The 18,594-nt window shown below is 69.1% G+C and carries 19 protein-coding genes; 8 read left to right on the top strand and 11 right to left on the bottom strand.

All coding sequences use genetic code 11. The features are described 5' to 3' along the window. Positions 1 to 117: 117 nt before the first annotated feature. From NYP07_RS14140 to NYP07_RS14110, 7 genes are all read right to left on the bottom strand, one after another. On the bottom strand, positions 118 to 729 hold the full coding sequence (locus tag NYP07_RS14140) for a LysE family translocator (RefSeq protein WP_268151512.1): 612 nt from the start codon (positions 727 to 729) through the stop codon (positions 118 to 120). A gap of 83 nt (positions 730 to 812) precedes the next feature. Next, positions 813 to 1,598 carry an AraC family transcriptional regulator gene (locus NYP07_RS14135; RefSeq protein ID WP_268151510.1) on the bottom strand — a complete coding sequence of 262 codons (786 nt, stop codon included), beginning with the start codon at positions 1,596 to 1,598 and terminating at the stop codon, positions 813 to 815. A 17-nt stretch (positions 1,599 to 1,615) separates the two neighbouring features. After that, positions 1,616 to 2,005: a diacylglycerol kinase gene (locus NYP07_RS14130; RefSeq protein ID WP_268151508.1), complete on the bottom strand. Its 390-nt coding sequence runs from the start codon at positions 2,003 to 2,005 to the stop codon at positions 1,616 to 1,618. Beyond that, entirely contained in the window at positions 2,002 to 2,514 is a 513-nt protein-coding gene (locus NYP07_RS14125; protein ID WP_268151506.1) for an RDD family protein, read from the bottom strand. The genes NYP07_RS14130 and NYP07_RS14125 overlap by 4 nt, the downstream gene beginning before the upstream one ends. Continuing rightward, a complete protein-coding gene (locus NYP07_RS14120) occupies positions 2,511 to 3,320 on the bottom strand; it encodes a DUF3106 domain-containing protein (RefSeq protein ID WP_268151504.1) in 810 nt (269 codons plus the stop codon). Before NYP07_RS14120 ends, NYP07_RS14125 begins: the two co-directional genes overlap by 4 nt. 4 nt (positions 3,321 to 3,324) lie before the next feature. Further along, positions 3,325 to 3,807 carry a DUF3619 family protein gene (locus NYP07_RS14115; protein ID WP_268151502.1) on the bottom strand — a complete coding sequence of 161 codons (483 nt, stop codon included), beginning with the start codon at positions 3,805 to 3,807 and terminating at the stop codon, positions 3,325 to 3,327. After that, positions 3,804 to 4,370 carry an RNA polymerase sigma factor gene (locus NYP07_RS14110; RefSeq protein ID WP_268151500.1) on the bottom strand — a complete coding sequence of 189 codons (567 nt, stop codon included), beginning with the start codon at positions 4,368 to 4,370 and terminating at the stop codon, positions 3,804 to 3,806. Before NYP07_RS14110 ends, NYP07_RS14115 begins: the two co-directional genes overlap by 4 nt. Before the next feature lie 231 nt (positions 4,371 to 4,601). On the opposite strand from NYP07_RS14110, the gene NYP07_RS14105 reads away from it, so the two are divergent. The 7 genes from NYP07_RS14105 (at position 4,602) to pbpG (ending at position 13,716) form a co-directional block, all read left to right on the top strand. Then, positions 4,602 to 6,386, top strand: coding sequence for an acetolactate synthase 3 catalytic subunit (locus NYP07_RS14105; RefSeq protein WP_268151498.1), 1,785 nt, complete (start codon positions 4,602 to 4,604; stop codon positions 6,384 to 6,386). A gap of 167 nt (positions 6,387 to 6,553) precedes the next feature. Continuing rightward, positions 6,554 to 7,045 carry an acetolactate synthase small subunit gene (gene ilvN / locus NYP07_RS14100; protein ID WP_268151496.1) on the top strand — a complete coding sequence of 164 codons (492 nt, stop codon included), beginning with the start codon at positions 6,554 to 6,556 and terminating at the stop codon, positions 7,043 to 7,045. A 27-nt stretch (positions 7,046 to 7,072) separates the two neighbouring features. Beyond that, positions 7,073 to 8,089 carry a ketol-acid reductoisomerase gene (gene ilvC / locus NYP07_RS14095; RefSeq protein WP_268151494.1) on the top strand — a complete coding sequence of 339 codons (1,017 nt, stop codon included), beginning with the start codon at positions 7,073 to 7,075 and terminating at the stop codon, positions 8,087 to 8,089. Positions 8,090 to 8,169: 80 nt separating this feature from the next. Continuing rightward, positions 8,170 to 8,994, top strand: a complete 825-nt coding sequence (gene pssA, locus NYP07_RS14090) for a CDP-diacylglycerol--serine O-phosphatidyltransferase (protein WP_268151492.1) — start codon at positions 8,170 to 8,172, stop codon at positions 8,992 to 8,994. Positions 8,995 to 9,191: 197 nt separating this feature from the next. Beyond that, positions 9,192 to 10,880 (top strand): 2-isopropylmalate synthase, encoded by a 1,689-nt coding sequence (gene leuA, locus NYP07_RS14085; RefSeq protein WP_268151490.1) that lies wholly within the window; start codon positions 9,192 to 9,194, stop codon positions 10,878 to 10,880. Continuing rightward, complete coding sequence (locus NYP07_RS14080) at positions 10,877 to 12,418, top strand: 2-isopropylmalate synthase (RefSeq protein ID WP_268151488.1); 1,542 nt, start codon at positions 10,877 to 10,879, stop codon at positions 12,416 to 12,418. Before leuA ends, NYP07_RS14080 begins: the two co-directional genes overlap by 4 nt. Before the next feature lie 320 nt (positions 12,419 to 12,738). After that, a complete protein-coding gene (gene pbpG / locus NYP07_RS14075; RefSeq protein ID WP_268151486.1) occupies positions 12,739 to 13,716 on the top strand; it encodes a D-alanyl-D-alanine endopeptidase in 978 nt (325 codons plus the stop codon). A gap of 47 nt (positions 13,717 to 13,763) precedes the next feature. Here pbpG and NYP07_RS14070 read toward each other — a convergent pair whose 3' ends face one another. Then, positions 13,764 to 14,534, bottom strand: coding sequence for an IclR family transcriptional regulator (locus tag NYP07_RS14070; protein WP_268151484.1), 771 nt, complete (start codon positions 14,532 to 14,534; stop codon positions 13,764 to 13,766). Positions 14,535 to 14,568: 34 nt separating this feature from the next. On the opposite strand from NYP07_RS14070, the gene NYP07_RS14065 reads away from it, so the two are divergent. Beyond that, a complete protein-coding gene (locus NYP07_RS14065) occupies positions 14,569 to 15,681 on the top strand; it encodes a TIGR03790 family protein (RefSeq protein ID WP_268151482.1) in 1,113 nt (370 codons plus the stop codon). Here NYP07_RS14065 and hpnE read toward each other — a convergent pair. The 3 genes from hpnE to hpnC are packed head-to-tail and all read right to left on the bottom strand — an operon-like array spanning position 15,609 to position 18,561. Further along, positions 15,609 to 16,895: a hydroxysqualene dehydroxylase HpnE gene (gene hpnE / locus NYP07_RS14060; protein ID WP_268151480.1), complete on the bottom strand. Its 1,287-nt coding sequence runs from the start codon at positions 16,893 to 16,895 to the stop codon at positions 15,609 to 15,611. The two genes, NYP07_RS14065 and hpnE, sit on opposite strands and share 73 nt — an antisense overlap. Continuing rightward, the gene (gene hpnD, locus NYP07_RS14055; RefSeq protein WP_268151478.1) at positions 16,892 to 17,740 is read right to left on the bottom strand and encodes a presqualene diphosphate synthase HpnD; all 849 of its coding nucleotides are present in this window, start codon (positions 17,738 to 17,740) and stop codon (positions 16,892 to 16,894) included. Before hpnD ends, hpnE begins: the two co-directional genes overlap by 4 nt. Further along, entirely contained in the window at positions 17,737 to 18,561 is an 825-nt protein-coding gene (gene hpnC / locus NYP07_RS14050; RefSeq protein WP_268151476.1) for a squalene synthase HpnC, read from the bottom strand. The genes hpnD and hpnC overlap by 4 nt, the downstream gene beginning before the upstream one ends. Positions 18,562 to 18,594: the final 33 nt, after the last annotated feature.

Raw genomic sequence — 18,594 nt, 5'->3', positions numbered from 1 at the left:
GCGCGTCTGGTCGGTCCCCCGAGGGGACGGCGATGCTCGCGGCATCGAGCCGCTCGCACATCGCCCAACGGGCCGGCTTGGGGCGGCCCGGCGCTCGGCCCGAAATACTTCCGGTCCTCAGCGTGGCGTCAGCGCCAGCTTCGCACCTAGCGCCACGAACGTGGCTGCAAAGCTGCGCCGCAGCCAGGCCATCGCTGCCGGGCTGCCCAGCACCCGGTCGCGCATCCGCGCCGCGAAGGCGCCGTAGACCGCGAACACGGCGAAGGTCATCGCCATGAAGATGGCTGAGAGTTCCAGCATCGCGAGCGTCGGCGCCGGCTCGTTGCGCGCGACGAACTGTGGCAGGAAGGCCAGGAAGAACACCGACAGCTTGGGGTTGAGCAGGTTCACCAGCACCGCGTGCCGGATGACTTGCCAGTCCGTGCGCTCGGCGCTGTCGGCCTTCACCTCCAGCACGCCCTTCTCGCGCCAGGTCATCCACGCGATGTAGAGCAGATAGGCCACGCCGGCGACCTTGACGGCCTCGAAGGCCAGCGCACTGGCGTGCAGCAGCGTGGCCAGGCCGGTCACGGCCGCTAGCATGTGCGGCACGATGCCCAGCGTGCAGCCGAAGGCCGCCACCAGCGCCGTGCGCGTGCCGCGTGCAAGGCCGGTCGCGATGGTGACCGCGGCGCCCGTGCCGGGCGAGGCGACCACCAGCAGCGAGAGGGTCAGGAATTCGAGGTTCATGCAGGGGCTCCTTGTTTGGAGCGCCATGCTGCGGTGCACCGGCTGCCGGGTCTTGAACGAAATTTCAACTGCCGTTTCTAGGTTCAACCGCGGGCGAAGGCGCCGGGCGTCAGGCCGAAGCTGCGCACGAAGCTGCGCGTCATGTGGCTCTGGTCCGCAAAGCCGCTCGCGGCGGCCGCGTCGGCCAGCGCCATGCCGCTGCCGACCAGCCGGCGCGCGTGCTGGGCGCGCCGCTGCAGCAGATAGGCATGGGGCGGCAGGCCGGTCAGGCGCGTGAAGGCGCGCAGGAACTGGTAGCGGCTCAGGCCCGCCTGCGCGGCGAGTGCGGCCAGCGTGGGTGTGGCGCTAGGGTCGTCGTCCATGCGTTCGCGCGCGGCCATGACGCCCGCCGTGAGGGCAGGGCGCCCGCGCGGCACGGGTTGCAGCAGCCGGGCGATCAAGCCCAGCAGCGCGGCCTCGGATTGCAGCGGCTCGCCGGCCGTCGCGGCATCGAACAGCGCGGCGAAGCGCGCCACCAGCACGCGGTCGCGGATGACCGGTGCCGAGAACTCGAAACCGGTGCCCGGCCTCACGCCGTCGGCCGCATCCAGCAGGCGTGCCGGCTCGACATAGAGCATGCGCCAGCGCCGGCCCGTCGAGTCCAGCGGCTTGCCGTCGTGCACCTCGCCGGGATTCACCGCGATCATGTCGCCCGCGCCGGCCTCCACGACGCCGCGCCCGCTGGCGGACTTCTGCGCGCCGCGTTCGACGAGGCCGATGCCGAACTGGTCGTGGGTGTGCCGGCCGAAGCTGTGGGCCGAGTCGGCCGCGACGAGTTCCACGCCGGCCATGCCGGAGCGCAACAGCTGGAAACCCCGGGCGGATGCCATGGCCCGATGCCGCCCTGTCAGTGCAGGTGCTGCCAGACGGCCGCGCCCCAGACGCCGGCGGCCAGCAGCAGGGCCATCAGCACGGCGGCGCTGGCGATGTCCTTGGCGCGCTTGGACAGATCGTGCCGCTCGAAGGACACGCGGTCGACGACGGCCTCGATGGCTGAGTTCAGCAGTTCGACGATGATGACGACGAACAGCGAGCCCAGCAGCAGCGCCGCCTGCTCCCAGGTGTTGGCCAGCCAGAAGGCCAGCGGCGCCGCGAGAATGCAGAGCCAGGTCTCCTGGCGGAAGGCGCTCTCGCCCGTGTAGGCGGCCTTCAGCCCGGCCCAGGAGTAGCCGGCGGCGTGGATGATGCGGTCCAGGCCGGTGCGGCCTTTGTGGGGGTTGTCTTGCGGGCTGCTCATCGGCGCTGCGGGAGCTGGGTGATGACGCGGGTGCCGCAAATCGTATCGTGCAGCAGCTGGCGCTGCGGATGCAGGCGGGCGATCAGCAGATAGGCCAGCACGCCGGCGGCGAGGCTGCCGAAGATGGCGCCGCCGCCGTGCAGGCCCAGCGCCCAGACGCTGAGCAGCGCGGGCAGGAACCACAGCCAGCTGAGCAGATAGCGCAGCAGCGCGCGCTGCCAGCCCAGCGGGCCGCCCGCGGCATCGACGACCCGCAGATGCCAGGTCTTCATCGCCAGCGTCTGGCCCGAGCGGGTCCAGAAGCCGACGAAATACAGGCCCAGCACGACGAAGATGAAGGCGCCGAGGCCCGCGCGGCCCTGCATCGCATGCTGCTGGCGCGTCAGCACCGAATACAGGAAGCCGGCGAAGAAGGTCACGCCGAACAGCAGCACGCCTTCGTAGAGGAAGGCCGCGAAGCGGCGCGCCAGGCCTGGAGGCGCGGCGCCCAGGCCGGCAGGCGCCGTCATGGGTGGGAGGCGGGCGCGGGCGGCGCCTTCAGTGACTTGGGCAGCAGGGTCTTGGGGTCGACCAGGGCCGGGTCGGCGACGACCTTGGCCTCGCCCGCGGCGTGGTGGCTGGGCATCACGCGGGCCTGGGTGATCAGCACCGTCGTCGCACCCGGCTTGGCCTGGACCAGGCTGCCGGTGACCGGCGTGGGCGTCACCAGCTTGGGCGCGGCCGGCACGATGTTGGACTTGGGCGCCGCGGCCAGCGGCTTGGCCGTGTGGCCGGGCGCGATGGCCTGGGCCTTGCGGCGTGCGGCGGCCTTTTCGGCCAGCTCCTGCCGCTTCTCGGGCGGCAGGGCCTGGTAGGCCTCCCACTTGGCCTGACGCTCCTCGGCATCGATCTGCTTGGCGACCTGGAAGCCGACCCGCGCATCCCGGCGTTCGGCCGGCGTCAGGTGAGCCCAGTCGCGCATGCGCTCGTGCAGGCGGGCCAGCTCGGGCGCGGGCAGCGAGGCCAGCATCGGCGTCGCATTCAGCCACTTGCTGCGCTGGATGGCGCCGAGCCTGGCCCAGTCATGCTCCAGCGGCGCCAGCAGGGCCTGCTGGGCGGGTGTCAGCGATTGCCAGGTCGGCGCGGGCGCGAGGGCGGACACGGCGGGGCGCGCGACCGGCGCCGGTGCCGCGGGCAGCACGGCGCTCGCCGCTTCGGGGGCGGAGGCGGCCTCGGGCGGCTGCGCAAAAGCAGAAAGCCCCGCTGCGCCGAGCAGCAGGGCCATCAGCAGGCGCAGGGGCTGGGGCGGCGTCGTCGCGGCTCGGGTCATGCGCATCCGGTCATTCTTGACCATCTCTCAGGAATTCGGCGAAGCCTGGGTCGCTGAAGGCGGAAGGCGGCAGGTTGTCGCTGAGCAACGCGGTATCGACCTCGGCCGCGGCGACGATCTGTTCGTGGACCTGGCCGCGCTGCATCAGCAGCAGGCCGGCCACCAGCGCCAGCAGCGGCAGAGCCGAAACGAGCTTGGGCCACAGGCCGTTGTCTTTGCCTGCACCGCGCGGGCCGCCGCCCAGCGCCAGCGTGGCGCCCATCTGCACCGTGGCGGGGCGGGCCGTGCTCACGCTCGTGCGGGCCGCACGCGCCCGGGCGGCGCGGGCCAGGGCCTGCTCGCGAGCGAAGCGCAGCCGCTCCGACACGTCGTGCGGCAGCTCGGCATTGCGCTCGGTCAGGCCGGCGGCAACGCGCTGCCCGAAGCGCTTCATGGCGGCATCCAGGCGGGCGTCCAGGTCGGCAGGGCGGGCGGAAAGATTTGGCGACTTCATAGCGTGATCCCCTTGGCTTTGAGGGACTTGGCCAGCGCGTGGACGGCGCGTGAGCAGTGCGTCTTGACACTGCCTTCCGAGCAACCCATCACAGAGGCGGTCTCTGCAACATCCAGTTCCTCCCAGTAACGCAGTAGGAAGGCTTCGCGTTGACGCGCCGGCAGCTGTTCCACTTCCGCCTCGATGGATTGCAAGATTTGCGCCCGGCTGACCTCGTCCGCCGCGCTCCGGGCGCCCATCGCGCCGTCCTGGGTTTCGAGGATCTCCAGCAGGTCGAAGTCGCCGTCGCCATCGCCGCCTTCGAAGTCGGACATATTCGTCAGAACCGCGTTGCGCACCTTCTGGCGACGGAAGTGGTCCATCGTCGCGTTCGACAGGATGCGCTGGAACAGCAGCGGCAGTTCGGCCGCGGGGCGGTCGAAATAGTTTTCCGCCAGCTTGATCATGGCGTCCTGCACGATGTCCAGTGCGGCATCGTCGTCGCGGACGAGGTAGGCCGTGCGCTTGAACGCGCGGCGGTCCACGGTGCGCAGGAATTCGTTGAGTTCTTTGTCTGTGGCCAAGGCTTGGGCGGCTCCGAGCAGCAGCGCGGATTATGGCATTCGTCTGATACGAAGGCTCAGCGGTTTTTGCTCGGCATAATGCTGCTTCGCACAAAGAGTTATGGTCTCTCAGTGGCCGCCCGACTGGGGCACCATCTGTTGTTGACGCGCAGGTTCCGAATCCGTCTCACGAGGACGAGAAGAGGAGCACCAATGGTTTTTCGTTAGAGAAATTCACAGAGGTTCTAAAAAATGGACATGTCTGCCGCGGATATCAAGCGCGCCGCCCTGGCGCAGCCGCATTCCTCCCCCAATTCCTCCACCGCTGAGCTCAACGGCTCCGAGATCCTCGTTCGCTGCCTGCAGGCCGAAGGGGTGCGCCATCTCTGGGGTTACCCCGGCGGCGCGGTGCTCTACATCTACGACGCCCTCTACAAGCAGGACAGCATCCAGCACGTGCTGGTGCGCCACGAGCAGGCCGCCGTCCATGCCGCCGACGGTTTCGCCCGCGCGACCGGCGAGGTCGGCGTGGCCCTGGTGACCTCGGGTCCGGGCGTGACGAATGCCGTCACCGGCATCGCCACGGCCTATATGGACTCGATCCCGATGGTCATCATCACGGGCCAGGTGCCGACGCCGGCGATCGGCCTGGATGCCTTCCAGGAGTGCGACACGGTCGGCATCACGCGCCCCATCGTCAAGCACAACTTCCTCGTGAAGGACGTGCGCGACCTGGCGCTGACGCTGAAGAAGGCCTTCCACATCGCCCGCACCGGCCGGCCCGGCCCGGTGGTGGTGGACATCCCCAAGGATGTGTCGCTGGCCAAGACCAGCTTCCACTACCCGGAGCGCATCGAGATGCGCTCCTACAACCCGGTCAAGAAGGGCCACAGCGGCCAGATCCGCAAGGCGGTGCAGCTGCTGCTGCAGGCCAAGCGGCCCTATATCTACACGGGTGGCGGCGTCATCCTCGGCGAGGCAACGGCCGAACTGCGCCAGCTGGTCGACATGCTGGGCTTCCCCTGCACGAACACGCTGATGGGCCTGGGCGCGATGCCCGGCACCGACCCGCGCTTCCTGGGCATGCTGGGCATGCACGGCACCTACGAAGCCAACATGACCATGCAGCACTGCGACGTGCTGCTGGCCGTGGGCGCGCGCTTCGACGACCGCGTCATCGGCAACCCCAAGCACTTCGGCTCGGTCGAGCGCAAGATCATCCATGTGGACATCGACCCTTCGTCGATCTCCAAGCGCGTGCGCGTCGACATCCCCATCGTGGGCGACGTGAAGGACGTGCTGCAGGAGCTGATCGCGCAGCTGAAGGAGGCGCAGGCCAAGCCGGACGCCAACGCCGTCAATGCCTGGTGGAACCAGATCAACGACTGGCGCCGCCGCGACTGCCTGGCTTACAAGGGCTCGGACGAGGTCATCAAGCCGCAGATGGTCGTCGACACGCTGTGGCAGCTGACCCGCGACCGCGACACCTACATCACGAGCGACGTCGGCCAGCACCAGATGTGGGCCGCGCAGTTCTACAAGTTCGACGCGCCGCGCCGCTGGATCAATTCCGGTGGCCTGGGCACGATGGGCGTGGGCCTGCCCTATGCGATGGGCATCAAGCTCGCCAGGCCCGAGTCGGATGTGTTCTGCATCACCGGCGAGGGCAGCATCCAGATGTGCATCCAGGAGCTGTCGACCTGCCTGCAGTACCAGACGCCGGTCAAGATCGTGTCGCTGAACAACCGCTACCTCGGCATGGTGCGCCAGTGGCAGCAGCTCGACTACGAGGGCCGCTACTCGCACAGCTATATGGATGCGCTGCCCGACTTCGTGAAGCTGGCCGAGGCCTATGGCCACGTCGGTATCCTGGTCGAGAAGCCGAGCGACGTGGAAGGCGCGCTGAAGGAAGCCATGCGGCTCAAGGACCGCACCGTCTTCCTCGACATCCGCACCGATCCGACCGAGAACGTCTGGCCCATGGTCAAGGCGGGCAAGGGCATTTCGGAAATGCTGCTGGGCTCGGAAGACCTGTGACCGGCTGAAGCCGCGGGTCTTGGCGAGGGTTACCGCCCTCACCGAGGCCGGCGGCGGATGGCGAGAACAGCCGACAAAGGCAGTCCCTTTCTATAACGATTCGAACCCGCGGCCAAGGTCCGGCGGTTACCGCCGCCGGCACCGAAGAGCGCGAAGGACGACATCCCATGAAACACATCATTGCTTTGCTCATCGAGAACGAGCCGGGCGCGCTGTCGCGCGTCGTGGCGCTGTTCTCGGCCCGCGGCTACAACATCGAGAGCCTCACGGTCGCGCCGACGGAAGACGCGTCGCTGTCGCGCATGACCATCGTGACCACCGGCAGCGACGAGATCATCGAGCAGATCACCAAGCACCTGAATCGCCTCATCGAGGTCGTCAAGGTCGTCGACCTGACCGAGGGCAACTACACCGAGCGCGAGCTGATGCTCATCAAGGTGCGCGCCGTCGGCAAGGAGCGCGAGGAGATCAAGCGCACCGCCGACATCTTCCGCGGCCGCATCATCGACGTGACCGAGAAGACCTACACCATCGAGCTGACCGGCGACGCGAGCAAGCTCGACGCCTTCATCGACGCGATCGACCGCGCGTCCATCCTCGAAACGGTCCGCACCGGTGCCTCGGGCATCGGCCGCGGCGAACGCATTCTTCGGGTCTGACCGGACCTTCTTCCCCTGGAGCGAACCATGAACGTTTACTACGACAAAGACGCCGATCTGAGCCTCATCAAGGGCAAGAACGTCACCATCATCGGCTACGGCTCACAAGGCCATGCGCACGCGCAGAACCTGAACGACAGCGGCTGCAAGGTCACCGTCGCGCTGCGCCGCGGTGGCGCGTCCTGGGCCAAGGCCGAGGGCGCCGGGCTCAAGGTCGCCGAGATCGCCGAGGCCGTGAAGTCGGCCGACGTCGTCATGATCCTGCTGCCCGACGAGCAGATCGCCGACGTCTACAAGAAGGAAGTCGAGCCCAACATCAAGCAGGGCGCGTCCCTCGCCTTCGCCCACGGCTTCAACGTGCACTACGGCCAGGTGCAGCCGCGCGAAGACCTCGACGTCTGGATGGTCGCCCCCAAGGCCCCCGGCCACACGGTGCGCAACACCTACCGCCAAGGCGGCGGCGTGCCCCACCTGATCGCCGTCTACGCCGACAAGACCGGCAAGGCGCGTGACCTGGCGCTGAGCTATGCCGCGGCCAATGGTGGCGGCAAGGCCGGCATCATCCAGACCTCCTTCCGCGAAGAGACCGAGACCGACCTGTTCGGCGAGCAGGCCGTGCTGTGCGGCGGCGCCGTCGAGCTGATCAAGGCCGGCTTCGAGACGCTGACGGAAGCGGGCTATGCCCCTGAGATGGCCTACTTCGAGTGCCTGCACGAGCTCAAGCTCATCGTGGACCTGATCTACGAAGGCGGCATCGCCAACATGAACTACTCGATCTCGAACAACGCCGAGTACGGCGAGTACGTGACCGGCCCGCGCGTCGTCACCGAGGCCACCAAGAACGCGATGCGCCAGTGCCTGAAGGACATCCAGACCGGCGAGTACGCCAAGTCCTTCATCCTCGAGAACAAGGCCGGCGCCCCGACGCTGATCAGCCGCCGCCGCCTAACCGCCGAGCACCCGATCGAGCAGGTCGGCGAGAAGCTGCGCGAGATGATGCCCTGGATCAAGGCCAACAAGCTGGTCGACAAGGCCAAGAACTGAATCGTCGCTCCGCACGATGAAAGGCCGGTGCCGCGGGGCGCCGGCCTTTTGCTTTGTAAGCGCTGCGCTATCCTGCTGCCATGACCCCTGATCCCATCGAGGACGACGAGCCCGGCGCCGCCGTCCGCCCCCGCCGCAAGGGCATCTATGCCCTGCCCAACGCGATCACGCTCGGCGCGCTGTTCAGCGCCTTCTACGCCATCGTCATGGCCATGAACGGCCGCTTCGAGGTGGCCTGCGTGGCGATCTTCGCCGCCGCCATCCTCGACAGCCTGGACGGCCGCGTCGCGCGCATGACCAACACCCAGTCCGCCTTCGGCGAGCAGATGGACAGCCTGTCCGACATGGTCGCCTTCGGTGCCGCGCCGGCGCTGATCGTCTACATGTGGGCGCTGAAGGACATGGGCAAGCCGGGCTGGATCCCGGCCTTCGTCTACATCGCCGGCGCGGCTCTGCGCTTGGCACGCTTCAACGTGAACATCGGCGTCGTCGACAAACGCTACTTCCAGGGCCTGCCCAGCCCGGCCGCGGCCGCCATCGTCATCGGCCTGATCTGGGCCGTGGTGGACAGCTCCGACTACACCGGCGTGCAACGCGGCAGCTGGGTGCCCTGGGCGGCCTATGGCCTGACGCTGTTCGCCGGGCTTTCGATGGTGACGAATGCGCCCTTCTACAGCTTCAAAGTCTTTGATCGCCGGCGCTCCGTGCCCTTCATCGTGCTGGTCATCATCATGCTCGGCATCGGCTTTGCGGCTCTCGACCCGGCGCGCGTTCTCTTCGGTGCCTTCTGCGTTTACGGCCTGTCGGGCTACGTCATCTACGGCTGGCGCAAGGCCAAGGGCCGGCCCGTCAGCGTCATCTCGACGAGCACCGACGAGCCCGATGAGCGCGGCTTGCACGAGTAGGCTTTCGTGCTAGATTCCCGACCCATGAGCCGCGCCACGCGAATTAGCCTGCTACCAGTCCTCAAGGAACCACGGGTTCGCTAGTCAGTCACGCCTATTCGCTCACGCTGACCCCAACGGCCCGTATGCAACCGCAGCGGGCCGTTCGTGTTTTCAAAGGCTGCCGGTTGCACCACCCAATCCCCCGGATGGAAACCATGTTGAAGCACCCGCAGCAAAAGTACCGCCCCTTCGCCCCCGTCGCATTGCCGGACCGCACCTGGCCCGACGCCGTGCTGACCCGCGCCCCGATCTGGCTGAGCACCGACCTGCGCGACGGCAACCAGGCGCTGATCGAGCCGATGGACATCGCGCGCAAGCTGCGCATGTTCCAGCAGCTGGTGAAGATCGGCTTCAAGGAGATCGAGGTCGGCTTCCCGTCGGCATCGCAGACCGAATTCGATTTCGTGCGCCTGCTGATCGAGGGCGGCCACATCCCCGACGACGTCAGCATCCAGGTGCTGACCCAGGCGCGTTCCCATCTGATCGAGCGCACCTTCGAGTCGCTCGGCGGCGCCAAGCGCGTCATCGTCCACGCCTACAACGCGGTGGCGCCCATCATGCGCCGCGTCGTGCTGGGCCAGGACGAGGATGGCATCGTCGAACTCGCCAGCTCGCATGCCCGCCAGATCAAGGCACTGGCCGCCGCGCGGCCGGGCACGGACTGGCGCTTCGAGTATTCGCCCGAGATGTTCTCGGGCACCGAGCTGGCGTTCAGCAAGCGCGTCGTCGACGCGGTGACCGCGGTGTGGGAGCCGACGCCCGAGCGCAAGTGCATCGTCAACCTGCCGTCCACCGTCGAGCACAGCACGCCCAACATCTTCGCGGACATGATCGAGTGGATGCACCGCCACCTCGAACGCCGCGACAGCATCGTGCTGTCGGTCCACCCGCACAACGACCGCGGCACCGGCACGGCGGCCGGCGAGTTCGCGCTGATGGCCGGCGCCGACCGCGTCGAGGGCTGCCTGTTCGGCAACGGCGAGCGCACCGGCAATGTCGACCTCGTCAACATCGCGCTCAACCTCTACACCCAGGGCGTCGACCCGCAGCTCGATTTCTCCGACATCGACGAGGTGCGCCGCTGCGTCGAGCACTGCACGCAGATCCCGGTGCATCCGCGCCACCCCTATGTCGGCGACCTCGTCTACACCTCCTTCTCGGGCTCGCACCAGGACGCGATCAGGAAGGCCTTCGCGGCCCGCCAGGAGGGGGAGATTTGGGACATGCCCTACCTCCCCATCGACCCCAAGGATCTGGGCCGCAGCTATGACGCCGTCATCCGCGTGAACAGCCAGTCCGGCAAGGGCGGCATCGCCTACCTGCTCGAGAACGAGTACGGCCTGGAACTGCCGCGCCGGCTGCAGATCGAGTTCAGCCAGGTCGTGCAGCGGGTGATGGACGACATGGGCAAGGAGCTCAGCGCGGCCGACATCCATGCCATCTTCGAGCGCGAGTACGCGATCGGCGATGCCGGCACCTCGGTGCTGCAGCCGCAGATGAACGAGGTGGGCGGCGGCGCGATGCGCATTTCCGCCGAAGTCGTGCTGGGCGGCTGGATGGGCCGCGTGCAGGGCGAGGGCAATGGCCCCATCGACGCCTTCGTCAACGCGCTGGGCGCCCGTGCAGGCCTGCCCATCCGCGTGCTGGACTACCACGAGCACGCCATCGGCAGCGGCGCGGATGCGCGCGCGGTGGCCTATCTGGAATTGCGTGTCGGCGACGAGACGCGGCATGGCGTGGGCATCGATGGCAGCATCGTGCGCGCGTCCATGCAGGCCATCCTGTCGGGCCTGCGCCGCACGCCCGCCTTTGCGATGCCGACATCCCAGGAGCAAGCGACATGACCGACCGACTCATCATCTTCGACACGACGCTGCGCGACGGCGAGCAGTCGCCCGGCGCCTCGATGACCCGCGAGGAAAAGCTGCGCATCGCGCGCCAGCTGGAGCGCATGAAGGTCGACGTCATCGAGGCCGGTTTCGCAGCGTCGAGCAACGGCGACTTCGAGGCCGTGAAGGCCATCGCCGCGGTGGTGAAGGACAGCACGGTCTGCTCGCTGGCCCGCGCCAACGACCGCGACATCTCCCGCGCCGCCGAGGCGCTGGCCGGCGCCGGCCGGGCGCGCATCCATACCTTCATCGCGACCAGCGAACTCCACATGGAGAAGAAGCTGCGCATGACGCGCGAGCAGGTGCTGGAGCAGGCGCTGCTCTCCGTGCGCTTCGCGCGCAATCTGTGCGGCGACATCGAGTTCTCGCCCGAGGATGGCTACCGCTCCGACATCGACTTCCTGGCCCGCGTCTGCGAGGCCGTCATCAGGGAAGGCGCCGGCACCATCAACATCCCCGACACGGTCGGCTATGCCATCCCCGAGCTCTACGGCGACTTCATCCGCCGGCTGCGCGAGAAGGTGCCCAATTCTGACAATGCCATCTGGAGCGTGCACTGCCACAACGACCTCGGCATGGCGGTCGCCAACTCGCTGGCGGGTGTGAAGATCGGCGGCGCGCGCCAGATCGAGTGCACCATCAACGGCCTGGGCGAGCGCGCCGGCAACTGCTCGCTCGAAGAAGTCGTCATGGCCGTCAGGACGCGGCGCGACTATTTCGGGCTGGACGTGGGCATCGAGACCTCGCAGATCGTGCCGGCCTCCAAGCTCGTGTCGCAGACGACCGGCTTCGTCGTGCAGCCCAACAAGGCCGTCGTCGGCGCCAACGCGTTCGCGCACGCCAGCGGCATTCACCAGGACGGCGTGCTGAAGGCGCGCGACACCTACGAGATCATGCGCGCCGAGGACGTGGGCTGGGCCGCCAACAAGATCGTGCTGGGCAAGCTGTCGGGCCGCAACGCCTTCAAGCAGCGCCTGCAGGAACTGGGCATCGAGCTGGAGAGCGAGGCCGAGATCAACGCGGCCTTCGTGCGCTTCAAGGACCTGGCCGACCGCAAGAACGAGATCTTCGACGAGGACATCGTCGCCCTCGTCATGGACGAGTCCGTCGTCAACGACGCCGAGCACTACCGCCTGCTGTCGCTGGCCCAGCGCAGCGAGACCGGCGAGCGCCCGCATGCGGCCATCGTGTTCGCCGTCGGCCACCAGGAGCATCGCGCCGAGAGCGACGGCAACGGGCCGGTGGACGCCACGCTGCAGGCCATCGAATCGGTCGTGCAGTCCGGCGCCGAGATGCTGCTGTACTCGGTCAACGCGATCACCGGCGGCAGCACCGAGTCGCAGGGCGAGGTGACGGTGCGGCTGCAGCATGCTGGCCGCGTCGTCAACGGCGTGGGCGCCGACCCCGACATCATCGTCGCGTCGGCCAAGGCCTACCTGAGCGCGCTGAACAAGCTGCAGAGCAAGGCTGAGCGGGTGGCGGCCCAGGGCTGACGCGGAGGCGGGCCGCAGCCTTTGCCGCCGGCCGTGCAATCTGGCGCGGAAAGCACGGGCTGCTCCGGTTTCGGAGCGGAACCCGCGCGCCGGCAATCCTTGGCATTCGGGGCAGATCCCGATGGCGGAACCCTGTCAGCCCTGGCTTACTTGCCGGCGTTTGAAGCCGGCGGCACCGCAAAGGAGCCAGCAGTGGTTGGTCTGTGGTGCCTGTTGCCCGGAAGTGGGGCGAGAGTTCACTTGAGGTATTTCGCTTAAGTTCTTATCTTGTCAATGTTTTTGCCGTCACTTACACTGCCGTCCAGCTGTTGGGGATCCTGTTGAAGACTTTTGCCGCCGCCTTTTTGAGCTTCAGCCTGCTGACCGCGCTGCCCGGCGTGGCCACGGCTGGCACCGCCGACGTCAAGTCAAAGGCCAGGACCTCGTCGACCCGCCAGGTCAAGTCCGTCGTGCTGCGCAAGCAGGCCGTCGTCGTGCCCGCGGTGCCGACCTTCGGGCAGACCGCCGGCCTGCACGAGGTGGACGACCCCCTGGCGCTGAAGTCCAGCGTGGCCTATGTGATGGACCAGAACACCAACGAGGTGCTGTTCTCCAAGAATCCCCAGGCCGTGCTGCCCATCGCGTCCATCACCAAGCTGATGACGGCCCTGGTCGTCGTCGAGGTCGGCCAGTCGCTGGATGAGAAGCTGACGGTGACGGCCGACGACATCGACACCGAGAAGAACACCCGCTCGCGCCTGGCCGTCGGCACGACGCTGACGCGCGGCGACATGCTGCACCTGGCGCTGATGTCCAGCGAGAATCGCGCCGCGCATGCGCTGGGCCGCAACTATCCCGGTGGCCTGGATGCCTTCGTCGCGGCGATGAACGCCAAGGCGCAGAGCCTGGGCATGGCCGACACGCACTACGTCGAGCCCACCGGCCTGTCCAGCCACAACCAGAGCAGCGCGTCCGACCTGGCCAAGCTCGTCAACGTGACCAGCCAGGTGCCGCTGCTGCGCGACCTGTCCACATCGCGCGAGGCCCGTGTGGCCCTGGGCAAGCGCCTGGTGCAGTTCCGCTCCACCAACGGCCTGCTGTCCAACCCGCTGTGGGACATCGGCCTGCAGAAGACCGGCTTCATCAACGAGGCCGGCAAATGCCTGGTCATGCAGGCCCGCATGGCCGGCCGCCAGCTCATCATGGTGTTCCTGGACTCCAGCGGCAAGGCCTCGCGGATTGCCGACGCCGAGCGCATGCGCAAATGGCTGGCCTCGACGCTGCCCGGCGAGGCAGACACGCCGTCGGCCAAGCTCTGAACGGCTGAACCTCGCAGAACGCGGCGCCTCGGCGCCGCGTTTGCGTTTCAGGTGCGATGCCCCAGCGAGGCCGAGATCTGCGCGGCCGTTTCCTTCAGGCGCACGACCCAGCTTTCCTCCAGCCGGTCCGACGGCGCCGAGATGGACAGGCCGGCCACCAGCTTGGCCTGGTCGTCGTAGATGCCGGCGGCCATGCAGCGCACGCCCAGTTCCAGCTCCTCGTCGTCGCGGGCGATGCCGCGCTGGCGCACCATGGCCAGCTCGCGCTCCAGTGCACCCACGTCGGTGAGGCTGTTGCGGGTGTGGCCGGACAGGCCGGTGCGCGTCGCATAGGCGCGCACGCGCGAGCTGTCGTCGCAGGCCAGGAAGAGCTTGCCGACCGAGGTCAGGTGCAGCGGCGCGCGGCCGCCGACGGCGCGGACGACCTGCATGCCCGAGCGCTCGGAGTAGGTGCGTTCGATGTAGACGATCTCGTCGCCCTGGCGCACCGACAGGTTGACCGGCTGGTGGGTGAACTTGTGCAGCTCGCGCATGGCGGGCAGGGCCGCGTCGCGCACATCCAGCCGCGCCTTCACGAGATTGCCCAGCTCCAGCATGCGCATGCCGAGCCGATAACTGCCAGCCTCGGGGCGGTCGACGAAGCGGCCCAGCGTCAGGTCATTGAGAATGCGGTGGGCCGTGGAGGGGTGCAGGCCGGTCGCCTCGGACAGGGCCTTCAGCGACACCGGATCCTGATGGCTGGCGAGCACATCCAGCAGCGCGAACATGCGCTCCAGCACCTGGATGGCCGGGGTCTGCTGCGCCTCTTTGGATTTCATGCCGTCATTGTGGGGGAGATTGCGGGTGTTTTGTATGGCGAAAGCGGGCTTCATTAAGTGGCAGGCTCTAGCCGCCCTCTGCCTGGCCTGGGCCGCGGCCTGCCAGGCCGCCGAGCCGGCGTCCGAGGCGCGCTGGGGCCGCATGCCGCGCCTGTACGGCCGCATCACGGCCCATGAACTGGGCCTCGTCATCAACACGGCCGATCCCTATTCGGTCGCCGTGGGCGAGCACTACGCCAGGCGCCGCGGCATCCCGCCGGCCCAGGTTGTGCGCGTGCAACTGCCGCAGCGCGCCAGCCTCTCGCGCGAGGAGTTCGTGGCGCTGGACCAGGCCATCCGCAGCCAGATGCCCGAGAACGTCAACGGCCTGGCGCTGGCCTGGGTCCAGCCCTATGCCGTGGAGTGCAATTCGCTGACCAGCGCGCTGGGCATGGGCCTGCAGCCCGAGGTCTGCGCCCAGAGCTGTGCGCCGACCCGGGCCAGCCCCTACGCCAGCTATTTCGGCGCGCGGCCCTGGATCGTGCTCGGGCTGCGGCCCGCGATGCAGCTGGCGGCGCGCTCGGTGCCGGCGGCCCTGGCGATGATCGAGCGCGGCATCGCGTCGGACCACATGCTGGCGGCCGGCGCGGCCGAGCCGGCCATGGCCTGGCTGGCCGCGACGCCGGATGCCAACCGCAATGTGCGCGAGCGCCTCTTCCCGCCGGCGGGCGCCGTGCCGGGCGTGGCCGGCTTCGAGGTGGGCCGCGTGAAGAGCGATGCGCTGCCGCAGCTGCGCCGCACCCTCGTCTACGAGACCGGCCTGGCGCGCGTGCCGGCGCCGCCGGGCCAGGAGTGGCTGCCCGGCGCGCTGGCCGACCATCTGACCTCCTTCGGCGGCCATCTGGAGCGGCCGGTGGGCGACGGGCAGATGAGCGTCCTCGACTGGATCGACGCCGGCGCGACAGCCAGCTATGGCACGGTCAGCGAACCCTGCAACCACCTGCAGAAGTTCCCGCACCCGCAGGTGCTGATCCAGGCCTATGCCCAGGGCGTCAGCGCGCTGGAGGCCTATTGGCACAGCGTGGCCTGGCCGGCTCAGGGCGTCTTCGTCGGCGAGCCGCTGGCGGCGCCGTTTGCGGCCGTGCCGGCCTCCGCGGCCACGCCCTGAGCGGCGGCGAGGCCGGCCCGCACGGCGCCTTCCAGCGTGGCCGGGTAGGGGCCGGCGATGTAGTCGCCCGCGGCAAACAGGCCGGGCGCGATGCGCGCGGGCGGCCGGGCCAGGCCGGGCGTGCAGGCGAAGGTGGCGCGCTTCTCGGTCAGCAGCCGGTCGACGACGGGCGGCGTGGCCCAGCGCAGCTCGCGCGTCGCCTGCGCCAGCACGGCCTCGGCGCAGCCGCCGCGTTCGACCCAGGGCGCCGCGCCGCTGACGACGAAGGCAAAGCGGCCCGGTGCGCCGCCGAGCTGGCCATGGTCGAAGGCGAACTGGGCCGGCGCGTCCGCGCCTTCGCGCAGCGCCAGCATCGGTGCGGGCAACGTGCTGCCGGGGCTGTGCAGATAGACGGTGACGATGGGCTCGAAGCGCAGGCCCTGGGCCTCGGCTGCCCAGCCGGCATTCAGCGGCGCGGCGAGGCGGGCCGCCTCGACGCTGGTGCAGGCCAGCACGACGGCATCGAAAGCCTCGCCGTCGACGCGCCAGCCGGGCTCGATGGACTGCACGCGCCGGCCCAGCCGCAGCCGCCCGCCCAGCCACGCAGTGGCCGGCCCGGCAAGCAGTTCGGACAGCGGCCGGCGCGGCAGCAGCAGGTCGGCGCTGCCGGCACCGCTGAACAGCGCGTCCTTCAGCACGCGCAGGAAGACCTGGGCGCTGGCCTGGCGCGCGGGCGTGTTCAGCGCGGCGACGCACAGGGGCTCGACGAGGTCGCGCTTCACTGTGGCGGGCAGGCCGGCGCAGAGTTCGGCGACGCTCAGACCGGCCGCGCAGCGGAAGTCGTGGGCCAGCCAGCCGCCGGCCGCGGCGAGCAGGCCCAGCCGCGCGCTCAGCGGCCAGCCGCCGTGGGCCAGCACGCCGCGCGTGAAGGCGATCAGCGGTGAGCCGGGCGGCAGGCGCAGCCCCGGCTCACCAGGGTAGGGCAGGGCCAGCGGCAGGCGCTTCAGCACCAGCTCGGGGTCGACGCCCAGGCGCCGCATCAGCGCGAGGCTGTCGCGGTAGGCGCCGATGAGGATGTGCTGGCCGTTGTCGTAGTCGGGCTGGCCCGCGACGCTGCGCGCCCGGCCGCCGAGCTGTGGCGCCATCTCGAAGACGGCGATGTCATGGCCGGCGTCCGCCAGCGCGACGGCAGCCGCGATGCCGGCCCAGCCGCCGCCGACGATGGCAACCCTCACCGGCCTCGCCAGTTCGTGCGCATCGCGATCCACAGCTTGCGCAGCGGCGTCAGCGCGATGCGCTGGTGCAGCACCTGGAAGCCCTCGCGCTCGATCTCGACCAGCAGCGCGCGGTAGATGTTGGCCATCATCAGCCCGGGCTTCTGCGCGGCGCGGTCGGCCTCCGGCAGCAGGGCCAGTGCCTCGTCGTAGAGGCGGTGGGCGCGCTCGGCCTGGAACTGCATCAGCGCCGTGAAGCGTTCGCCGTAGCCCCAGGGCTGGCTGCGCAGCAGGATCTCGTTGGCTTTCACGCCGAACTGCTGCAGCTCGTTCACCGGCAGGTAGATGCGGCCGCGCCGCGCGTCGTCGCCGACGTCGCGGATGATGTTGGTCAGCTGCATGGCCTGGCCGAGCTTGTGCGCGTAGTCGATGGTCTGCGGCTGGGTGCGGCCGAAGATGCCGCTGGCGACCTCGCCGACGACGCCGGCCACCAGGTGGCAATAGCGCTGCAGGCCGGCGAAATCGAGGTAGCGCGTCTGCTGCAGGTCCATCTCGCAGCCCTCGATGACGGCGTTCAACTGCTCCAGCCGGATGTCGTAGGCGGCCGTGTGCGGCATCAGCGCCCTCATGACCGGGTGGGTGGGCTGGTCGGCATAGGCGCTGGCGGCCTCCTTGCGCCACCAGGCCAGCTTGGTCGCGGCGACACCGGCGTCGTGGGTCTCGTCGACCACGTCGTCCACCTCGCGGCAGAAGGCGTAGAAGGCCGTGATGGCCGCGCGCCGCGGCGGCGGCAGGAAGAGGAAGGCGTAGTAGAAGCTCGAACCGCTCGCGGCGGCTTTTTCCTGGACGTATTGCTCGGGGCTCATGATCTGCGCTGCATTGTCAGGGCTCGCCACAGCAGGCGCGGAAAGTCCCGGGCCGACAGCGCCGGGCGGTGCAGCAGGCTGTCGTGGCCGCGCGCCTCGATCTTGTCGAGGATGGCCAGGCCGCCCTGCACGACGAGGCGCAGCTCCCAGCCGGCGCGGCCGCGCAGCGTGAGGGCCAGCGGCGCGCCTGCCAGCATCAGCCCCCGCGCCCAGGCGCAGAGGTCGGCGATCAACGCCCGCGCGGCCGGGCCGTCCTGGCAGGCCAGCACCGCTTCGCCGGCAACGCCGTGGCGGTCGAGGTCGGCCTGCGGCACATAGAGCCGGCCGTTGGGGCCGTCGCGGCTGAAGTCCTGCCAGAAGTTGACGAGTTGCAGCGCCGAGCAGATCGCATCCGAGCGCCGCAGCGAGGCCGCGTCGCTGATGCCGTAGAGGCCGAGCAGCAGGCGGCCGACCGGGTTGGCCGAGCGGCGGCAGTAGTCCAGCAGGTGGGCGCGGTCGCGGTAGCGCGGCGGGCTCAGGTCCTGCTCGAACGCGTCCAGCAGGTCGTGCAGCAGGGCAGGCTGCAGGCGGCGGATCTCGCGCGCCAGCGGTGTGAACACCTGCGGCCAGCGCGGGGAGGGCGGCTGGCCGGCGACGGTGGCGGCCAGGTCGGCGCGGTAGTCGCGCAAGGCCTGGACCCGCTCGGCGGTGCTGGCGTCACCCTCGTCGGCCAAGTCATCAGCCGTGCGGGCGAAGTGGTAGATGGCCACCACCGCCGGCCGCAGCGCGGGCGAGCACAGCAGCGACGCAACGGGAAAGTTTTCGTAGTGGTCGACGCTCAAGCTTTTTCTCAAGTTCCGCTTGCAAAGCCGCGA

Origin of the sequence: Pelomonas aquatica (assembly GCF_026712205.1) — a bacterium.
GTDB lineage: Bacteria > Pseudomonadota > Gammaproteobacteria > Burkholderiales > Burkholderiaceae_C > Pelomonas > Pelomonas aquatica.
The sequence above is the reverse complement of the archived record's forward strand: the minus strand, read 5'-3'. Positions and strand labels throughout refer to the sequence as shown.